The 18,476-nt window shown below is 64.8% G+C and carries 21 protein-coding genes and 2 pseudogenes; 9 read left to right on the forward strand and 14 right to left on the reverse strand.

Going from position 1 to position 18,476, the window contains the following annotated elements:
• Nucleotides 1-490 (reverse strand): annotated as a pseudogene (locus tag MKK69_RS01200) (helix-turn-helix domain-containing protein); the annotation flags it as partial.
• Between the two features lie 387 nt (nt 491-877).
• Between MKK69_RS01200 and MKK69_RS01205 the strand changes: the two are divergent.
• Complete coding sequence (locus tag MKK69_RS01205; RefSeq protein ID WP_243964843.1) at nt 878-1,414, forward strand: DUF2059 domain-containing protein; 537 nt, start codon at nt 878-880, stop codon at nt 1,412-1,414.
• Nucleotides 1,415-1,436: 22 nt separating this feature from the next.
• Here MKK69_RS01205 and MKK69_RS01210 read toward each other — a convergent pair whose 3' ends face one another.
• Nucleotides 1,437-2,492 (reverse strand): double zinc ribbon domain-containing protein, encoded by a 1,056-nt coding sequence (locus MKK69_RS01210; RefSeq protein WP_243964844.1) that lies wholly within the window; start codon nt 2,490-2,492, stop codon nt 1,437-1,439.
• Nucleotides 2,493-2,600: 108 nt separating this feature from the next.
• Here MKK69_RS01210 and MKK69_RS01215 point away from each other — a divergent pair.
• The 3 genes and pseudogenes from MKK69_RS01215 to MKK69_RS01225 all read left to right on the forward strand — a co-directional run.
• A pseudogene (locus MKK69_RS01215) lies at nt 2,601-2,759 on the forward strand (HU family DNA-binding protein); the annotation flags it as partial.
• Between the two features lie 20 nt (nt 2,760-2,779).
• Nucleotides 2,780-3,229 carry a hypothetical protein gene (locus MKK69_RS01220; RefSeq protein ID WP_243964845.1) on the forward strand — a complete coding sequence of 150 codons (450 nt, stop codon included), beginning with the start codon at nt 2,780-2,782 and terminating at the stop codon, nt 3,227-3,229.
• Entirely contained in the window at nt 3,226-3,528 is a 303-nt protein-coding gene (locus MKK69_RS01225; RefSeq protein WP_243964847.1) for a hypothetical protein, read from the forward strand. The genes MKK69_RS01220 and MKK69_RS01225 overlap by 4 nt, the downstream gene beginning before the upstream one ends.
• Nucleotides 3,529-3,599: 71 nt before the next feature.
• On the opposite strand, the gene MKK69_RS01230 is transcribed toward MKK69_RS01225, so the two are convergent.
• Entirely contained in the window at nt 3,600-3,923 is a 324-nt protein-coding gene (locus MKK69_RS01230) for a chemotaxis protein CheB (protein ID WP_243964848.1), read from the reverse strand.
• Between the two features lie 59 nt (nt 3,924-3,982).
• Nucleotides 3,983-4,243 carry a DUF6894 family protein gene (locus MKK69_RS01235; RefSeq protein WP_243964849.1) on the reverse strand — a complete coding sequence of 87 codons (261 nt, stop codon included), beginning with the start codon at nt 4,241-4,243 and terminating at the stop codon, nt 3,983-3,985.
• A gap of 348 nt (nt 4,244-4,591) precedes the next feature.
• On the opposite strand from MKK69_RS01235, the gene MKK69_RS01240 reads away from it, so the two are divergent.
• Entirely contained in the window at nt 4,592-5,338 is a 747-nt protein-coding gene (locus MKK69_RS01240; protein WP_243964850.1) for a Crp/Fnr family transcriptional regulator, read from the forward strand.
• A gap of 253 nt (nt 5,339-5,591) precedes the next feature.
• On the opposite strand, the gene MKK69_RS01245 is transcribed toward MKK69_RS01240, so the two are convergent.
• From MKK69_RS01245 to MKK69_RS01270, 6 genes are all read right to left on the reverse strand, one after another.
• On the reverse strand, nt 5,592-7,952 hold the full coding sequence (locus MKK69_RS01245; protein ID WP_243964851.1) for an EAL domain-containing protein: 2,361 nt from the start codon (nt 7,950-7,952) through the stop codon (nt 5,592-5,594).
• A 155-nt stretch (nt 7,953-8,107) separates the two neighbouring features.
• Nucleotides 8,108-8,524 (reverse strand): hypothetical protein, encoded by a 417-nt coding sequence (locus tag MKK69_RS01250; protein ID WP_243964852.1) that lies wholly within the window; start codon nt 8,522-8,524, stop codon nt 8,108-8,110.
• A gap of 84 nt (nt 8,525-8,608) precedes the next feature.
• Nucleotides 8,609-9,769 (reverse strand): hypothetical protein, encoded by a 1,161-nt coding sequence (locus MKK69_RS01255; RefSeq protein WP_243964854.1) that lies wholly within the window; start codon nt 9,767-9,769, stop codon nt 8,609-8,611.
• A gap of 67 nt (nt 9,770-9,836) precedes the next feature.
• The gene (locus MKK69_RS01260; RefSeq protein ID WP_243964855.1) at nt 9,837-10,679 is read right to left on the reverse strand and encodes a hypothetical protein; all 843 of its coding nucleotides are present in this window, start codon (nt 10,677-10,679) and stop codon (nt 9,837-9,839) included.
• Between the two features lie 59 nt (nt 10,680-10,738).
• Nucleotides 10,739-11,029 carry a hypothetical protein gene (locus MKK69_RS01265; protein ID WP_243964856.1) on the reverse strand — a complete coding sequence of 97 codons (291 nt, stop codon included), beginning with the start codon at nt 11,027-11,029 and terminating at the stop codon, nt 10,739-10,741.
• A gap of 88 nt (nt 11,030-11,117) precedes the next feature.
• Nucleotides 11,118-11,408, reverse strand: coding sequence for a hypothetical protein (locus tag MKK69_RS01270; protein ID WP_243964857.1), 291 nt, complete (start codon nt 11,406-11,408; stop codon nt 11,118-11,120).
• Nucleotides 11,409-11,516: 108 nt separating this feature from the next.
• Between MKK69_RS01270 and MKK69_RS01275 the strand changes: the two genes are divergently transcribed.
• Together MKK69_RS01275 and MKK69_RS01280 are read left to right on the forward strand one after the other, a co-directional pair.
• Nucleotides 11,517-11,762 carry a hypothetical protein gene (locus tag MKK69_RS01275; protein WP_243964866.1) on the forward strand — a complete coding sequence of 82 codons (246 nt, stop codon included), beginning with the start codon at nt 11,517-11,519 and terminating at the stop codon, nt 11,760-11,762.
• Complete coding sequence (locus MKK69_RS01280) at nt 11,759-12,019, forward strand: hypothetical protein (protein ID WP_243964858.1); 261 nt, start codon at nt 11,759-11,761, stop codon at nt 12,017-12,019. The genes MKK69_RS01275 and MKK69_RS01280 overlap by 4 nt, the downstream gene beginning before the upstream one ends.
• A gap of 263 nt (nt 12,020-12,282) precedes the next feature.
• Here MKK69_RS01280 and MKK69_RS01285 read toward each other — a convergent pair whose 3' ends face one another.
• From MKK69_RS01285 to MKK69_RS01300, 4 genes are all read right to left on the reverse strand, one after another.
• Complete coding sequence (locus MKK69_RS01285) at nt 12,283-13,035, reverse strand: hypothetical protein (protein WP_243964859.1); 753 nt, start codon at nt 13,033-13,035, stop codon at nt 12,283-12,285.
• 206 nt (nt 13,036-13,241) lie between these two features.
• Nucleotides 13,242-16,238: a response regulator gene (locus MKK69_RS01290; protein WP_243964860.1), complete on the reverse strand. Its 2,997-nt coding sequence runs from the start codon at nt 16,236-16,238 to the stop codon at nt 13,242-13,244.
• Between the two features lie 246 nt (nt 16,239-16,484).
• On the reverse strand, nt 16,485-16,781 hold the full coding sequence (locus tag MKK69_RS01295) for a ribbon-helix-helix domain-containing protein (RefSeq protein WP_243964861.1): 297 nt from the start codon (nt 16,779-16,781) through the stop codon (nt 16,485-16,487).
• 5 nt (nt 16,782-16,786) lie between these two features.
• Nucleotides 16,787-17,422, reverse strand: a complete 636-nt coding sequence (locus MKK69_RS01300) for a ParA family protein (RefSeq protein WP_279598112.1) — start codon at nt 17,420-17,422, stop codon at nt 16,787-16,789.
• 315 nt (nt 17,423-17,737) lie between these two features.
• On the opposite strand from MKK69_RS01300, the gene MKK69_RS01305 reads away from it, so the two are divergent.
• Together MKK69_RS01305 and MKK69_RS01310 are read left to right on the forward strand one after the other, a co-directional pair.
• On the forward strand, nt 17,738-18,049 hold the full coding sequence (locus MKK69_RS01305; RefSeq protein WP_243964864.1) for a hypothetical protein: 312 nt from the start codon (nt 17,738-17,740) through the stop codon (nt 18,047-18,049).
• On the forward strand, nt 18,036-18,476 hold a 441-nt coding region (locus MKK69_RS01310; RefSeq protein WP_243964865.1), incomplete at its 3' end, for a site-specific integrase. The genes MKK69_RS01305 and MKK69_RS01310, both read left to right, overlap by 14 nt.

Raw genomic sequence — 18,476 nt, forward strand, 5'->3', positions numbered from 1 at the left:
CGTTGCGCACCGTGGTCTCGGACACGCCGACGATCGCCGCGATGTGCCCGACCGCCAGCCGGCAGTCGCCGCGGCGCGCTACCTCAGCAGCGACCAGGGCGAGCACGCCTTGCTCGGCGTGGGTGAACTTGGCGGCGAGACCGAGCGGCATGCGACCAGAGGCGGCCCAGCGGCGGCGGCGCTCCATCGAGGCGCCCGTGCGTGGCCGGGAGCCGACGCCGGGCCTCCTGGGGCTTCCTATGCGATTTGAGGCGTTCTCAGCTGCATCCCCCATCCGGGGTGTGACAGTTGCCACCCCGTTCGGGTTCTGTCCGGATCGCTGTCCACTTTTGGACAGCGTTCGCGTTTCGATCAGCCCAGACAGAGCTTCGGCCTCGGCTTCCGTGACCTTCCCCTCCCCGAACGCGCGCCACAGCAGCGCCGTGATGACTGGCAGCGCCGCGCACGGAGCCACCTCCGCCTGTCGGCGAATCTCATCGGCATAGTTCATCGAACCCGGTCCCTCACGGGCCGCGGCTAGGGTCCAGGCAAAGCCTTCCCGTTGACGGAAACAGGTTCCGTCTTGACTCCCGGGGGGAGATCTGGCTTGTGAGAGGAAGTGACTCGGCTCTCACAGGCCCTCGGAATTTCAGCAGGCTCCCGTTTGGCGACGGGGGCCTGTTGGCTTTTCAGGGTCTATCTCGCGGCGATGGTCTCCTGAATGGCAGCCGCGACTCGCTAGGACGGGTGCGACCGTGACCGCCCATGTCGGCTGGGCGACACGGTTAAGTCAACTTTGGCATCCCAGCGGTCGACATCGATCGATGCCGCCGTATGCTGCTGAACCAGCGGTCTGCCACACAGCCGGATCGCGCCACCACAGCAAGCGAGCCGTCTTATGCGCCTTTCGACCGTTCTTGCCGGCCTGTGCCTCGGAGCGACGCTGCCTTGCGCTGTGTTCGCTCAATCGGCCCAGAAGCCTGCCCCTACGACCGCCCCTGATCCAGCTCTGGTGAAGGTTGCGCGGGAGACGGTCGCGCAGATGCAAGGCGATCGCACCGCGACGCTCAGCGCCATGGCTGCACCGATGGTGGGCATGATGCAGCAGCTCGGCATCAAGGAGCAGGACAAAGCGCAGGTGCTGGTCCAGGAGGTCGTGATGCCGACCCTGACCGCGCACTACGACGAGCTGCTTGACATGCAGGCTCGCGGCTTTGCCATCGTACTCGGCAAGGACGACCTGCAGGCGATCGCCACGTTCTACGCTACGCCTGCCGGCAAGCACCTGGCAGCCGCACAGCCGCAGCTCGCGCAGGTACAGCTGACGGGCATGCAGCAGTGGATGCAGTCGGTGATGCCCGAGCTGCAGACCAAGATCGTCAAGGCCGTCCAGGCTCACGGGTGGGTGCCGGGTGGGCAGGCAAAGCCGCACTGAGCGGCCGACATTGCCGACCTCGTCAGGTGACCGGCGCAGCCACCTCGCTCGCGCGGTAGCCGCAGGCGTAACAGAACCGCTCGAAGGTGCTCTTGCGGTGATCGCAGGTTGGGCACCGCTCGAATACGCCGATCCCGCAATGCGGACAGAAGTTGGCGTCCGGGTTCGTGAGATCGATCGGCCGTTCGCAGCCCGGGCAGACCTTCTTGGCGAGGCGCAGTAGGGCCTGATCGGTCGCGATCTCGGTTCGCCGCTCCTCGTCGGGCCGTGCCTCGGCGGCGCGCTGCCGCTCCTGATAGCCCTGCAGAGCGTTGATTGCCGCCCGGCCCGCCACGAGTGTGACCACCACCCCGACGCCGTACTGAACGTAGCCGCCGTAACTCGGCAGGTACGGTACCAGCTCGACGAAGAATGCAAAGGCTGCCGCCAGCGCGAAGCCCCACACGAACGGCCAGTTGCGCGTGTGCCGCCTCTTCAGCGTCAGCCAACCCGCGAGCGCCAGCAGCGGCAGGGTAAGGGCGAGGCGGTAGGCGAAGACACGTAGCTCCTGCCCGCTCTCAGCCGCGTCGAGCTTCTGCTGGGCGGCAGCGCGCTGCTCGCTATCGGTAGTCTCCAGCTCGGTCTCCCGCTGCGCGAGGCCGAGATCCGCCTTGGCTAGACCTTCCTGCTGCTCCTCGACCGTTCGTTCGGCAGCCTTGAGCGCATCGAGTTGCTGCGTGCGAGCGACGAGACCGGGATCCTGATCGACGCGCTGCGTAGCATTGCGGGTCTTCAACCAGTTGGCGAAGGTCTCATGCGAGGCTTCAGAGGCGGAGCGCGCTGCGTCCAGGGCGAGTTGTGTCCGCTCCGCTTGTTGCTGATTGACGGCGCGCTCGCGACGAACCTGCTTCAGTGCAGCAGCGGTCGCGTCCGTCTGCCCGCGGTCGAGGAACTGGTCGAGAGTGTAGCGATGCTCAACCTGTGGCAGGTCGCCGACGACAAGCGATCCGAGTCCGATCAGGAAGCCAGCGAAGGCGAGGGCGACGAGCCAAAGGACGAGGGTGAACGACCGCTCGGGCAGCCTGGTAGTTGATCTCAACGAGCGACCCTCAACTGAACCGTGCGCAGATACCGAGGCATGCCCGAAAGGCTGCACAGCAGTCCAGATTGGATTGCGGAAGCCACTCCTCTACAGCATCGATGCCGCATGATCCGATCCGAGCTCGTCGCCCGCATCGCCGCGCAGACCCCGCACCTCTACGCCAAGGATGTTGAGGCGGTGGTCGACGCCATCCTCAACCGGATCACCGACGCGCTGGCGGACGGCGACCGCGTTGAGCTGCGCGACTTCGGTACTTTGCCCGTACCGGCCGCGAACACGTAGCTGTGCACCTCACGCAGTCGCTCGCGTTGCGCGACGGGGAGGGTGATCAGGTCTCCCATGACAGCGCTTCCGTCAGCATCCGCGAGCCTACCGTACGCTGTGTGACTGTCGGCGGATGGCTGGAGCTGGATCTGATCTGTGTAAGTGTACGCGGGCTCAACACGGTGCAGTCTGCCCAACTCGGGGTGCGGGTGGTCAGGCGCATGCAATCTCCTGCCGAGACGGTTCTACCCTCCTTGCTCATGGTCGAGCTCATCGGCCTGCTGGGCGACTTTCCACCCGACCAGAACCGGCGGCGGGCCGAGGTGCTCGGCATCCGCTTGGCGGACTTGGAACACCGTGCGCGTTCGCAAGAAGCAACGCCCGAGACGGTGGCGGCGATCCGAGGCGCACGCGTGCTGCTGGATCTGGCGGAGCTGCCGCCACTGCCGCCGTCGGGCACAAACACGTGACGGCCGATCTCGCGCCGACCAACCTGCACACCCTGGCGATAAGCTCGGAGGCGATGGAGCGACTGCTTGGTCGCCGAGCTCCGGACGGAACGCTCGTGCTGGTCGATCCGGCCCTCATCAAGGCCGCTATTGAGGTTGGACGAGAGCAGGTGGCCAGCGTCAGGACGATGCTGGCGGAAGTGCCGCACGGCCTGGCGGACCCGTGGCGAGGATCCGTCGACAGCCTCGTCGCTGCAGTGGCCGAGGTCGACGATCTGCTCGACATGCTCCGGAAGGTGCTCTTCCTGGCGGGTGGTTGAACACGTCGAACTCATCTCACGCTCCTCCCGGCTGCGGCGGCAGCCCAGCTCACGCCGCGGTGATGGCGGTCTCACGTGCGTCGGCCCGGTCGGGCCGGACGCGCGAAGTGTACCTTGATCCCCTGATCGAGAAGGATCGCATTGAAACCCAAACGCATGTGGTAGTCGGGTGGGGCGACATAGATGTGGTCGCGCTCAATGATCTCCCCGTGCCGCCCGAAGGTGGCCGGAAGACTGCCGCGTTGGCTAAGGACTTCGAGAAGGACGCTCGGGTTTACCCCAATGTGCTGCACGACGAACACGGAGACGCGGAAGTTTGACGGCAAAGTCTCGACGATCCGCTTAAGCGGTTTGCGGCCGCTAGCAGAGCTGGCAATGACGACGATGGCGCCCATTTCCTTGCTACAATCAACCGGGCAAGCGCAGCTCAGTCACGCCTGGCCGAATGTCCGAGCTACTCGGCAGCTTCGGCCGCCTTCCGCTCCGGCGCCTTCTCGATGACGATGAGCACAGAGGCGGTGAGTATGTTCATGCCAGCTTCGTCGCGAACCTCGGCACGGTACTGAGCAGCGGGCCGTCCCTTATGCTCAGACCCGAGCATGTCGGCCAAAGTCTTGCGGACAACCTCCCGCACAGCAGCCTCGTCCGGCAACTCCTGGCCGACGTCATCTATGGCGACAATGCTGTCGAAAGTGTCGATGAAGAAACGGGGCATCAGGCCCTCCGCGTCGCAGGCGGGAGCGCTCGCCTCACCCAGCCGTCAGCGCCTACGGTCGATCAGCCAACGATGCCTTTCTGTGTCGTGTCCGACCGAGAGGCGCCACAACACACATTTGATTTGCAAGCCACATGACTGCGCAGGCTGAATAGGTTGAGGCAGAAACCCAGAACCGAGCGATAGCAGTTAAAATGACCCACATATGTAATAAAGCGGAACTTGATTTGGGTTGGGGATTTGCCCCGCACATACAGCTGTTCGGTCTCGGACCGACGTCCGACTGACAGCGGAAGGAAGCCTCACGGTTCCTCGTGCTCAGCGCGGCCGAGCCGCGAGAGAGCACGAATGTCCAACCCGCTGATCATGAAGCTCGAATACGGAGCGCGTCTCACCGACGAGGACCGTGTCGTCCTACACGACCTCACGAGAAGAACTCGTCGCGTCGCGCGGCGTATGGACATCAGTCCCGAAGGCGAGCGGCCAGAGAACGTGCACCTCGTCGTGGAAGGCTTCGCCTGCCGCTACAAAACCCTGACCGATGGGCGGCGCCAGATCACGGCGTTCCTGGTACCGGGCGACTTCTGCGACCTGCACGTGGCTATCCTCGGCGAGATGGACCACAGCATCGGCACCAGCTGGGGCTGCACCATCGTGGATATCCCGCGCTCGGTCATCATGCATCTAACGGCTCACCACCCCCGCATCACGCGAGCGCTCTGGTGGGCGACCCTGGTCGATGAGGGCACCCTGCGGGCGTGGCTCGTCAACATGGGGCAACACGAAGCCAACCGACAGATGGCGCATCTCGTCTGCGAGTTGCTCGTGCGCTTGCGAGTCGTAGGCTTGGTGAGCGAGGATAGTTTCGAATTTCCGATGACCCAGGACGATCTCGCTGACGCGTTGGGTATCACCGGCGTGCACGTGAACCGGGTCCTTCAAGATCTGCGAGGTCAGGGCCTGCTCGAATGGAAGAGCAAGCGCCTGCGCATTCCCAACGCTTCGCGATTGATGGACTTCGCCGAGTTTGATCCGAAGTATCTCCACCTAAACCCACGCGACGATGACGAACGTAGTCTCTCGGGTACGTCGTAGACTGGCTTCTGCGGAACGTCCCATCCTGGGCGAAGGTTCAAGGTCCACTCACCACCCCAAGCGAACCTCAGCATCAGGCTCGCTCCAGCAATTCGAGAAGCGCCACGCCGGCCGCCGCGATGACGTTGCCCCGGACGCCCCAACGTAGAGGTTCAACCTTAATCACGGTCGTCGCGATCTCGGTCTAAATTAGGCCCGCGAGATCGCCTCGACGGTGCGGCGCAAGCTGATGACGATCGGTGAAACGAACAACCTAGGCGGCACAAACAGTGGTTGCGGGTGGAGGTACTGATGTCGGTCGTTCCGGCCGCCCGATCAGGTAACCCTGCACCGCATCACAGCCAATTTTCCTGAGTAGATCGAGCTGGTCGGCATCTTCAACGCCCTCGGCGAGAGTTAGGATGTTCATATCACGCCCCATCTGCGTGATCGCCTTGATGACGGCCATGGAATGCTTGTCTGTCAGCGCGGCGGTGACGAAGCTACGATCGATCTTGATGCGGTCTAAGGGCAGGTTGCGCAGGTGGGCGAGGGATGAGTACCCGGTCCCAAAATCATCCATCGCGATCTTGATGCCGAGTTGACGCAACGCCGACAGGGTATGGGCGATCTGCTGACCGTCTTCGACCAAGGCGGTCTCGGTCAGTTCGATCTCAAGCCTACTCGCTGGCAAGCCACTCTTCGCCAGCGCTGCGGTGACATGCGCGAGGATCAGCGGCGATCGAAACTGCACGGCGGATACGTTGACCGCGACGTGCTGATTGACTGGCCACGTGGCTGCTTGACGGCAGGCTTCCTCTAGAACCCATTGTCCGATCGGGACGATCAAGCCTGTCTCTTCCGCGAGCGGAATAAAGGCCGCCGGCGAAACAAACCCACGCGTCGGATGCTGCCAACGGATCAGAGCCTCGAACCCAACGGTATCATCGTCCGTCAGTGCCATGATCGGCTGGTAGGCAAGGTGGAACTGGTTTTTGGCCAGCGCGATCCGGATGTCGTTCTCCAACAGGTTCCGCTCGGCGATGGCCTCGATCATACCAGGGGTGTAGCGAGCCGCCCGCCCGCGGCCATGGCGCTTGGCCTCATAGAGCGCGATGTCGGCACGCTGCATCAGGTCTTCCGCGCTCGACGTATCCTGTGCCCCACACACGCCGATGCTGCAGCCGATCACGACGGTAATCTCATCGAAGGTATAGGGTTTCTCGATCCCAACGATGACATGCTCGGTCAACGCCATAGCGGCTGAGGCGTCACCTTGGACGACGACCGCCATCTCATCTCCGCCGAGGCGTGACACGAACCCGATCTCACCGACCAGTTCACGTAGTCGAGCAGCGACATGGACCAGGAGTTGATCGCCGACGCCATGGCCGAAGGTATCGTTGACCGCCTTGAACCGATCGAGGTCGATCAGAAGGAGCGTGAATGGCTGCTCGGCCTGCTGAGCTTGTGCCATGCACTCCATGAGGGAGCGGCGGTTCGCCAAACCTGTCAGCGGATCGTGGTAGGCGAGGTGCGAGATCTCCCGCTGCGCCTGCTTTACCCGAGTCACGTCATCGAAGGTAAGTACCACGCCATCCTCGACGGGCTGGCAGGTGACGGTTAGGATCCGACCGTCGTCGAAGTTGTGCTCGACTTGGGTCTCACCGTCCTTGGCCATCCAAAATCGGTGATTTGCCAGCACCCGGCCGACCCGATCCTCATCCCAGGCATTCGCATGACCTACCCGCTGAAGAAACGCCGTCAGGTTCATACCGTGCACGACGCTGCTCGGCGAAAGATTGAGCATGGTGCATAGGCGCTGATTGTAGAGCTCGACGATTTCGCTGGCGGAAACCTTGAGGATGCCGTTCGACATGTTCTGCAACGCGGTCGCCAGGACGCGCGCGTGCGCCGTCTCCTGTGTCTCGAAGTACTTGGCCGCTGACAACGCGAGGAAAGAGCCCAGGAGAAGGATCGCCGCCCCTGTAGCGGCGAGAATACTCAGAGTGACCTGCATACCCGGCAGGAGGCGATCGACCTGTTCGCCGACGAGGACGGTACCAGCGATAGAAACGAAATGGGTCCCACATACCGCGGCCACGATCAGACCACCGGTGATCAGGGGGCTATCAGATCTGTTCGGCAGCCCGCAGGCTATTGCCATGCAAGTCGCGCCGATGAGGCAGGCGAAGAGGTTGAACCCGACCGACTGCGTCTGACCGCACCCTTCAAGTGCGGCCATGCCGGTGATGTGCATCACGGCAATGCCAAGCCCTGATGCCGCACCAGCGATCGACCGTGTCCATACCCCTGCAGGGGTGATCGCTATAGCAAGCGGTATGCCGACGGTGACGATCGCAGCTACGGCAGACAGCACCGTCGTCCCGAGGTGATAGCCCAGGACGAGATCGATCCGGTATCCGAGCATCGCCACGAAGTGGGTTGTCCAGACCCCGGTTCCTGCAACCACCGCGATCCCGGCCATCCACGACCGCCGAGCGGCCTTGGAAGCGCTTCCCGCTTGCCGGATTAGGCACACGAGCAACCAAGCGCTGAAGGCACAGATCGTGGCCGCAGCTAGAACGAAGCTGAGCGCCTGGCTATCGAGGAATTTGGTCAGGATGGACGGCATTCCCTCACTATACGCATCACATGTGCAGATTTTATTGATCGACAAGGTATGAGAAGGATTAAAGCCCTCCGCAGCTTTGAGTTCTCGTACTTGTGATCGAATGAGCACTTCTGACGTGTGCAAATAAAGCTTGTATAAGCGGGGAGGCACCGTCTTTAGGCACTAACCATATCGAGCAGTGCCACACCAATGGCCGCGATGACGTTGCCCCGCCCGCGCCAGGGCAGGATCTCGGCCGTCAGCGGCAGTTCGGGCAGCAGCTCGGCTGCCACCTCCGGCAGTATGGTCTCAGGCGCCTCGGCCTCGCGGTCCTGGTCGTTCCCGCGCATGTAGACCACCTGCGAGCCGGTGGCGTTCTCCGGCGCGGCCAGGGACGGCTCAGCGTCGGCGCCGTCCTCGTGATCGGCATCGCCGTCCATGCGGTCGAGCACAGCGATGATGCGGTCTGCCGCGTCGAGGGCGATCTGTGCCGCTTCCTCGAGGCTGGCGCGGAGTGCGGGTCCGGTCAGCGGCTCCGGGATCTCCGGAGCAGCCGGTTTAGGACGCGGGGTGAAGGTGAGCACGTCGCCCATGGTGATGATCTCGGGTCGCGATGAGGGGGAGGCCCGGCGGGATCCGGCCGGGGCGGTACGCACGGCGACAGGAAGGGGGAGGGCTCAGCGCTCGTGCTGGGCGTTCAGCTCGGCGAGTAGGGCGTCGTTGACCGGCCGGCCGTTGGTGTTCAGCTCGTCCCGGATGAGCACGCCCAGGCGTTCGCGCTGCTCGTCGACGGTGACGGCCGTGCGGCCCCTGACCTCCGCGGCGATGTCACTGAGGAAGGCGCCGGCCCGGTCGTACTCACGGTCCAGAGCCTCGCCAGCCGGCGTGTGCCCGCTGTATCGATCGGCGGTGAAGCACGGGATCTCGCTGGCGCCGGTGAGGTGGTGGAACACGCTCTCCCAAGTCTCGTAGAGACGGGCGAGCTGGGCGAGGTCGCAGCCGGACAGGTCATGCGTGGCCGTGTCGCTCGCCGGGGCGCAGTCGGCCTCGAAGGCTGCGGTGACAGCGCCCATGATCTCTCGGAACAAGTAGGCCGGGCAGTCGGGATCCTCGACGCTGCTGCCGGTGAACAGTGCGACCTGAAACCGGGCGTAGTCGACGAGGGCGAGGCGACCGGCCCGGGTCGTCGGCGTGGTCCGCCACACGGCATTGCGTGTCGTGGACTGTGTCTCCGTCAGCGCGCGTTCGCGCAGGAACCAGTTCGGCCGGGAGGTCGAGGCCGGGTCCAGTCCGAACGCCTTTATCGCGTCCTCGGCGCGGTAGCTCTCGGCGATCGCGGCGTGGATTAGGTCGGGCTCGGGATCCGGCAGTGGCTCGGGATCCTCGCCGTCTGGGTAGGCCAGCGCATACAGTTCGCGGATACCCGTCTGCCGCTGCGCTTCGGCGAACCGCAGATCCCGACGCGTGGTGATGACGAGAAGGTCGGCCAACTCGGCGGCAGTCTTGGCCCTCGCTACCGGCATCTCGCGGGTAGAGAACCGGGTGAAGTCGCCGCGCTGAGCAGCCTTTACCCAACCCGTGGTCCAGAGCGTGAAGCTGTCGCCAATGCGCAGGGCGGCATACTCAGCCTCGGACAGGAAGGTCAGCCGGTCGAACTCGCTGCGGGCCCTGCCCCATGCCTCGATGGCCTCCGGCGAGCCAGGCGTGGGCAGCGGGTTCGGGGTCGTCGGCCGGGCCGCGAGGTTCAGAAGGTCGGACTTCAGCGCAGCCGAACGGCGTTTGAGCGATGATCCCGCGTCGACGCGGCGAAATGGATTGGACAGATTGAGAGGGGCCATGATCAGCCTCCAAGGATCACAGGATGACGGGAGGCGCGGCAGGGTGAGCGCCGCGCGGTGGCGGCGGTCAGGCGCGGCGGCCGTTGATGCTGTCGTGCTCGTGGTCGAGGCTGGCAGGGTCGATGCCGGCAACGTTGGCGGCGCTGAGCAGCAGGTTCGCCCAGGCGCCCCCCGTATCCTTCCAGGGGTAGCGACCGATCACGCGGACCAGCGCAGCCATGCCCTCCGGCGTAGTGGCGACGTGCTGGCCGATCTGACGGCTCAGGTCCCGAAACTCGTCCTCTGCGGCCCGGCGAGCCTTCTCAAGGCGCCGACGATCAGTCGAACCCTCAACAGCTTCCACGCGTGCGTCGAAGGCGTCAGCGGTCGGCAGCATGGCTTTCCAGCGCCTGATCCGGCCCGGCGTCTTGCCACCCCGCCCCAGCATCGGGACCGCGCGGGCTATGGCGATGCGCAGCGCCTCACCAGTCCACGCCTGCTCGGTGTGGCACTCCTCGGTCCCCCAATCGAGGGCGACTTGCCGAAGGTTCACGCCGAGCAGTGTCGGCCAGCGCCAGCCGCCGAGCACGCTGAACCGCTCATCGCGGGTCGAGAACAGTTCCGGAGGGCACGTGACGATGACGGCATAGACCTGCCGGTAGGCGACGCCCCACGCCGCCATTGCTTCTTCCTGCGCATCTCGGGCACGCAGCCACCGCTCGCCGAGCGCCACCAGCTCGGCGTCGGGGTACGGCTGAACAGGCGCAGTCACGATAGGGACGGCGATCGCCGGCAGCGGCGCGGCGACGGCGACCGAACCGATTACAACGGTGCGACGGCTCAGGCTGGCGCGTAGGTCGGCGGCGCGCTCGCGCAGGCTGGCGGCAGGATCGCGGCGGATCAGGTTCTTGAGGGACGTGCGGAGGGACATCGCGGGATCCTCGAGGAGAGGGGCGCGGGCAGCCGGCCCGCTCGGGGGTGCGGGTCGGTTCAGAGCAGGGAGGCGAGGCCGGTCAGGGCCATGCCGCCACCGATGATCGCGAAGGCGGCCAGCAGCTCGCCCGTGGCGTCGAGGAAGCGGAGGCTGCGGCTGTGCGCGGTGTCCGGGCGGACCGGATAGACCGCCTCCCACGGCTCGATCTCGCCCGGGACCGGCTCGTCGGGGAGGTTGCGGTAACGGCGATCCACCGGGAGCCGGCGGCGCTCGGCGGTGGCGGGCGCCGCGGTGGCGTGCCGGACCGGGGCGGGCTGGGAGAAATCGGGGATGCGGACGTGCGTCATCGTTCGGGCTCCGGTGAGGGCTCGTGGCGGTGGGTCGGTGGTGGTGAAGGGGGTGCGAGCCGGGGCTCAGCCCGGCATGGTCAGGGGATCAGTGAGCGGCGGCGCGACGGGCGGCCTTGGCGACCTGCCAGGCGGCTTTCAGAGCGGAGGACATCGCCTCGCGGCGGGAGACGCCACAGCGCTCCATGATGCCGGGGGCAGCCTTGCAGGCGGCGGCCATGATGGCGGCGCGGTCGTACTGGCCGGCGGTGGCGAGGGGACGGGTACGGGCACCGAACTGGATGAGGGCGCGGGCGCTGAGAAGGCCGGCGGGGATCTTGGTGCGGCTGTCTTGGCTGGCGCGGTCGATCTGGGTCCAGGAGACGGTGCGGTGGGACATCGGGTGCCGTCCACGTTGCGGCGGTTGCGACCGCCTGTGAACTTGGTATAATACCCATGCCTTGGTGTAGTCAACAGGGCATTGGGTAAAAAACCAACCGAGGGCGTGATGTTATCGACCGGCAATCAGCTCCGCGCGGCTCGGGGCCTCGTCGCGATGGATCAGGTCACGCTCGCGGAACGCTCCGGGGTCAGCGCCAACACGATCCGGGCGATGGAAGGGAAAGGAGCCGGCGGACTGACAAGCGGCCTCGACACGGTGCGGGCGGTTCAGACCGCGCTAGAGGCGGCCGGCGTCGAGTTCCTGAACCACGGGCGCCCTGGCGTGCGGCTGCGGGGTGAGAGCCAGCCGTGAGCGACGATGCCGAGGCACAGCGTCGAGTGGTCCACAACGAGCGGATCAAGCTGACCGCGGCCTACCTGAACACGGCGGCAGGTGGCCTGTTCACAGCAGGTGTAGTAGCGCCGTTGGTGGCGGCCGTGTTCGGTCTCGGGAACGCAGCCGGCAACCTGTCGGCGTTGACTCTCGTTCTCGGCATAGCGATCTTCTTGTTCGCGAGCGGCGCTCTGCACCTAGCGGCGCGCACAGTCCTAAAGGCGCTCAAGCCATGACAGACGTTCAGATCGTGGCCTTCATCGTCGCCCCCCTGATGGCGGTGGCGTTCGGTTGGGGCGTCGCCTTGTGGGCCCGGCGCGCGGCGTAAGCGCGGGCAACCGACCCCGGGCAACCCCGCTTCTGGCCGCATGGCGCTCCCGGGCCCGCTCCCAAAACTCGGCCTTATGATTTTTAATTTTACCTCCACCGTGCGGTGCATCGGCTCAGTTGAACCGGGCAAGAGTTATTCGCGACTCATATAACTATGCATGTCAAACTATCAGAACAATGCTCGAGCGGATAAACTTGATTTTTCAACACCCCATTTGAGGCCATATGTTTTGCACAATTGCTCGATTGCTTCTTTATACCAATCCGGGGAAGTAGGACTGATATACAATTTTTCTACTAAGTTGGAAATATCTACTGGGACAGCAGCACCAACGCTGTTCACGTAGCTCCTCGTCGTCAGCGCCTCTTGTGGCGGCGCATCGCTCGAAAGATTTCCGCCATATGCTTTGCTCATTTTCTCACGAAAATCTAAACCGTCCCAAAGCACAGCTCGGAGTTCCATTTCGTGAGCAAAGGAAAATCTTTTATGGAGGAACACATCTAGGACGTTGCCACCGATTTTATCTTTGTCATAATCAATATATTTGACCATACCTGAGAAAACAAAATTTGGAAGTAGATCCCTAAGCATCCGATATTGAGTAACTATAGCGATCGAATCCGTATGAGGCGCATACAAGCCCCACATTGCCGCAGACTCCCTTTCGTTCATATGCCAACAATTAATGTATATTGAGTTCCTCATTATGAGACGCTGGTTTTTATCGTCCTCTGGTGTAAGTGGTCCACGGTACATAGGTAGAGTCACAGATCCTTCAAATGGATCTCCCAACAAATCGCTTCTTGAAAACCACAGTGTCCGCGTTTGGATCATGTTGATGAATTTGGCTGTTGTCAAATACCGCCAAATTTTAGTTGACCCTTCCGGTTCTTGGAAAGAGGGGTGCGTGTAAGCAGCCACGTTCGATCTCAAGCCTCCGCGTGCATTCCACAGGTTGGACGCGGCTGCACGCTACGTGCAAGTGCGTTATTCATATGCCGGCCGGGCGGCCATATCATCACGGCTCGCCCGGCCTCGCCTATTGGGCCGCATGTTCTGCGCTGTCTGAGCCCAACGCGATGGCGACTCCCCTCTATTCGCGGGATCACGTGCTTTCGGTCCGGAATTTAAGACCCTTCAATCGGAGCGGCTCCGTAGAGCGCCCGCAGTGTCGCCGAGAGATCCGAGAAGGACAGCCCGGCCTTCTGCACCACCCGGTCGGCCTGCCCGGCCAACAGGCGGAAGTCGTCCGCGGTGACGTCCTTGGCCGTCAGCACCACCACGGGGATGTCGTACCACTCCGGACGGGTGCGCAGCAGCCGCAAGAAGCCGAACCCGTCCAACTCCGGCATCATCAAGTCGAGCAGGATCAGCCGAGGTTTATGCTCGGCGACCGCCGTCAGGCCGGCCCGACCATCCACCGCCGTCGCCACCCGCCAACCGCCCCGGGTCAGCTGCGACGTCATCAACTCGCGCAAGTCTGCGTCGTCGTCCACGATCAGCACCGGACCGTCGTGAGGTTTTGGCCGGAACCGCTCCATCACCTCCTTCAGCTGCGCCCAATCAACCGGCTTTTGCAGGTAGTCCGTGGCACCGAGCGAGAAGGCGAGGTTCTGCTCATCCAGCACCGTCACCATGATCACCGGCAGATCACCCAGCTTCGGGTCGGCGCGCAGCGCGCGCAGCACCGCCCATCCGTCCATGCGCGGCATGGTCACGTCGAGCAGGATCGCCCGTGGGCGTCGAGTACGGGCCTGCTCCAGCCCCACCTTCCCATCGGCCGCCGTCGCGACGTGAAAGCCCTCCTTGGTCAGGAAGCGCGCGAGCAGGTCACGGGTCGCCTGGTCGTCGTCGATGACCAGAACCTCGCTGCCCTGCACGGCTTGATCATCGGATCGCGGCACGCCGGACGATGATCCGGGCGGTGCGTGTATCTCCTCGCCTCCGGCCGCGCTCGCTAGAACGGTCAGGGTGAAGGTCGTACCCTGGCCCTCACGGCTCGCGACCGCGATGTCACCGCCGAGCATATGCGCAAACGCCCGGGTGATCGCCAATCCCAACCCCGTGCCGCCGAAGCGCCGCGTCGTCGAGGCGTCGGCCTGACTGAAGCGCTGGAACAGGCGCGCGACCTGCTCCTCACTCATGCCGATGCCGGTGTCAGAGACGGCAAAGACCAGTCGGTCGCCCTCGTCATCCGTCTGCCGGCGTGTCGACAGGGTGATGCGCCCGCCTTCCGTGAACTTGGCCGCGTTGCTCAGTAGGTTGATCAGGCACTGGCGCAGCTTGGTCGCGTCGGTGTAGGCGCCGCCGAGCCCGTCCGCGAGATCGAGAACAAGGGCGTTGCCCTTCTTTTCGACCAGCGCCTCGACGGTGGCGGCGACATCGCGCACGGTGGCGGCGACGTCGAGGGTCTCGGGGTACACCTCCATGCGCTCGGCCTCGATCTTCGAGAGGTCGAGGACATCGTTGATCAGGCCGAGCAAGTGGCGCGCGTTCGCCTCGATCTTCTTCATGTCCGGGAGCAGGTCCGCTTGTCCGGCGTCCTCCATCTCCTCCTGCAGCATCTCGGAGTAGCCGATCACCGCCGAGAGCGGCGTGCGCAACTCGTGGCTCATGTTGGCCAGAAATTCGGACTTGGCGCGGTTTGCCTCCTCGGCAGCCTCCTTGGCTGCTGCGAGCACGTGCTCGGAGCGCTTGCGCGCGTCGATGTCGGAGACGACGACCACACCGCCGACGAGCGCGCCATCCGGATCACGCATCGGCGCACCTGCGAAGCCGATCCAGGCATGCGAGCCGTCGCCGCGCTGGTAATCGACTTCCAGCTCCGCCTGAGGCTCGCCTCCACGTACCACCTGGATTAGTGGCCACTCCCTCGGTTCGACCGGCCGGCCATCCTCGTGGAAGCCGACCCAGCGGGCTGGTCCCGCACCAGGTTGCGTGGGTAATACCCCGTGCCCGAGGATCACTTCGGCCCGGGCGTTGTGGCCGGTGATCCGGCCGGACGGCGCCTCGGCGATGAGCACGCCCACCGGCAGGGTATCGAGCACGGTCCGCAGTAGCGCCTCGCCCACGCGTACCTGGGCCTCGGACAAGGCCGCCGTGGTCACATCGGCGACCACGATCCCAACGCCGATCGCCGCCGGCCCCTCGTCTTGGCGCAGGGGATAGAAGCTCATGCGGAAGTGGCGCGTCCCGCCCGGCGCGCTCTCGCTCGGCACGGTCACAGGCACGTCGGCGCTGACCAGGCCATGATCGCGTGCCGCTTCCAGCAGCGGGGTGAGCTGCTCCTCCAACCTCGGCAGCAGCGTCCAGATCGGTGCACCGAGATCCGCCCCGAAGCCGCGTTCGCTCATCGTCGCCAGCGCACGGTTCATGTGGCGGATCTTCAGATCACCGTCGAGGAAGCCCAGCCCGACCGGGGCATTGGCGAGCACGCCTTCGAACAGTCCGCTGCTGCGTTGGCTCTCGCGGCGGCGAACCAGGGCAAGGCGCGCCAAGAGCGCCACGGCGAGAGTAGCGCAGAGCAGGCTGAACGCAGTCAGGATAGCGTAGCGCTGCCTGTCGCGGCGGCCACTCTCAGCAAGCGCTTCAACGGCGCGATGGTTCGCCGTCGCGGTCGCAACGCGGATCGCGTCCATCAAGCGCTTGCCCTCGCCGGTCGCGACCAGGGCGGTAGCGGCGTCAGAGCCTTGGTCGCGACGAGCCGTCACGACGTGATCGGAGAACGCTTTCTCCTCGTCGATCAGCTTGCGAACGGGGGCGAGTGCCGGAACGGCAGAGTCGGCGGGCGTGCGGTCTAGGACGGCGAGGTGACCAACCTCCCCCTCGATCCGGTTCAGCGCGTCAGTGTAGGGTTCAAGGTATTCGGGCATGCCGGTCAGGGCATAGCCGCGCATACCAGTCTCCAGATCCTTCATCGTCGAGAGCAGGCGATCGCTACGGCTGATCAGCTCCCTCTGTCGCGTTTGCTCACTGCGGGCAGCGTCGCCGGCCACGAAGTTCCAGCCGGCTGTCGCGATCGCCAAGGCGAGAAGCGCATAGGCTAGTGTCGAACTCGGCAGACCGGCGAAGGGTCGCGAGCCGCGCCAGCCGGGACGTCGAATGAGCGCATGGGGATCGTGCATGTGAATTACCTATGCCCTTGCTGGTAGGGCACAGGATGGCGGTCGCTGCCAAGGCAGGTAGCTTACGAACCTCAGGCCAGCAGCCACGAATAACGCAACCGGCCGGGACCAGCCATTTGGCTGCATCCCGGCCTCGCGCACGTCCCGACCGCGTCCGCGGCTGGTGGAAAGACGGCTTGATAGCAGGCCGTCTCGCCGTCAATACGTCTCGATGTCTCGCGTTCGGAATGGCAAGCCTTCGAAGCGTCAGGACGTCTTGAAGCCGTGACGTCGCAGCACGTCGCGGATGGCATCCTCAGCGAGCGCCTGAGCGGTCGTGTCCTGATCGAGCGCGATCTGGCGCAGCGCCTTCCGTTCGGCAGGGGTCATACGGACGATGATCTGCACTCGGGCATCGGCACCCTTCGCCTTCACTGGCGCCGGCTGGGTGGAGGCGGCCTCGGACACGGTCTCGGCCACAGGCGGCTTTTCGGCCTCGGGGGCCGGTGACTTCTTGGCGAGGCGATCCGCGAGGATGGTGAGCGGCTGACGTTCGGTGGACATGTCCCCTACTCCTTCATCAAGGACTGAACCTCGGACCAGAGCGCCAGCATCTCCTCGGCGGCTCGTCCGTGCGGCTCGAATTCGTTGACCGTCTGCCCGCCGATGATGGCGTGAGACATCGCGACCCGCTGCGAGACCACAGCCTGCGCCACGGTGGCGCCCATGCGGGTCAGGGTCTCGCGCGCCTCCGACACGATGGCAGGCTCGGCCGACCCGGTGCGGGGCGGCGCGTGGTTGATGACGGCGAGCGGCTTCTTGCCCACGCGCTGGGCGAGGTCGAGCGTCGTCGCCACGGCCGCGAGGTCGAACGGCCCCGGCCGGGTCGGCACGAGGACGAGATCGGCCACCCTCATGGCGTCGGCGATCGAGGCCTCGGCATGGGGCGGGGTGTCGATGATGCTGTAGGCCACGCCCTCCCCCTCGGCGGCTGGCAGGATCTTGGGCAGCTCGCGAGCCTCGCACTCGATGAGTGCCGGCGTCTCGCCCTGGCGGAGGTCCCACCACCATTTCAGTGACCGCTGCGGGTCGGTATCGAACAGCAGCACCGGCTTGCCCGGCCCAGCGGCGATGACACTAAGGTGCGTGGCCAAGGTTGTCTTCCCGACCCCACCCTTCCGCGCCGCTATCGTGATCGTCTGCATGCGAAGCGTCCTGCCGTCTCGCCGTCGAGCATGGGAAGCGTCAGGTTAACACGCCGTCAAGCTTGCGAGCCTGCTAGGCGTCGAGCGGTCGAACTGGCACGCAAGCGAGACGCGAAGTCGTCAAGGTGGCGAGCCATCTGAACGCCAGGCCGTCGAGCCGGCGAGCAATCGAATCATCGAGCCGTCAGACTCGCACGACGTCCAGAACGCTCGCCATTCCTATATTGAGCCGTCGAGACATCTTGCTATCAAGCAGTCATTCCTATAACTTTCGATAAGCATCATTCTCGAAAGTTTGGCTGCTAGGCAGAGCCTATGCCGACGATCCATCTGATAGACGGCACCGAAGGCCAGCGCCTGCCGGTGAAGCCAGCCAAAGGCGCAGCGTGCAACGGCTGTGGCTACTGCTGCGCCGAGGAGCCGTGCCATCTCGCCGTCGAGTACATCGGCGCCGGCACGGAAGGCCCATGCCCGGCCCTAGAGTTTGAGGAGAACCGGGCATGGTGCGGCCTCGTGCGGCACGCCTCCCGGTACATGGATCTACCGAACGACTGGGCGGACGCGGTTCTCGGCGAGATGTTCGCCGCGGCGCTGGGTGCCGGGCGGGGCTGCGATGCCGACCTCTGAGATCCTGATCGGCGAGCCGGTCGAGGCCGGACTGCCCGCGGAGGCAGCCGCGATCGTCCGCGCCTATCAGCAGGCCAGCAAGGCGCCCTCGACGGTGCGTGCCTATCGCGGCGACGTGCTGGTGTTTCAGGCGTGGTGCGACCGGTACGGGTTCCGGTCGCTGCCGGCGAGCCCCGAGGCCGTGGCGGGCTTCATCGTGTCGGAAGCGGAGAACCGCCGCGCTGCCTCGACGCTCGGCCGCAGGCTCGCCGCGATCCGGTACGCACACAAGCTGGCCGGCGTCGCCGATCCGACAGATGATGAAGGCGTGCGCGCCGCCATGAAGGGCGCCCGGCGCAAGGTAGGCGTTGCCCCGACGCAGAAGGCGGCCGCAACCGCGGAGATCCTGGCTGCTCTCCTGATGCGGACGCCCGACAGTCTGACGGGC

This window comes from Methylobacterium sp. J-026 (genome assembly GCF_022829585.1).
Taxonomy (GTDB): Bacteria; Pseudomonadota; Alphaproteobacteria; order Rhizobiales; family Beijerinckiaceae; genus Methylobacterium.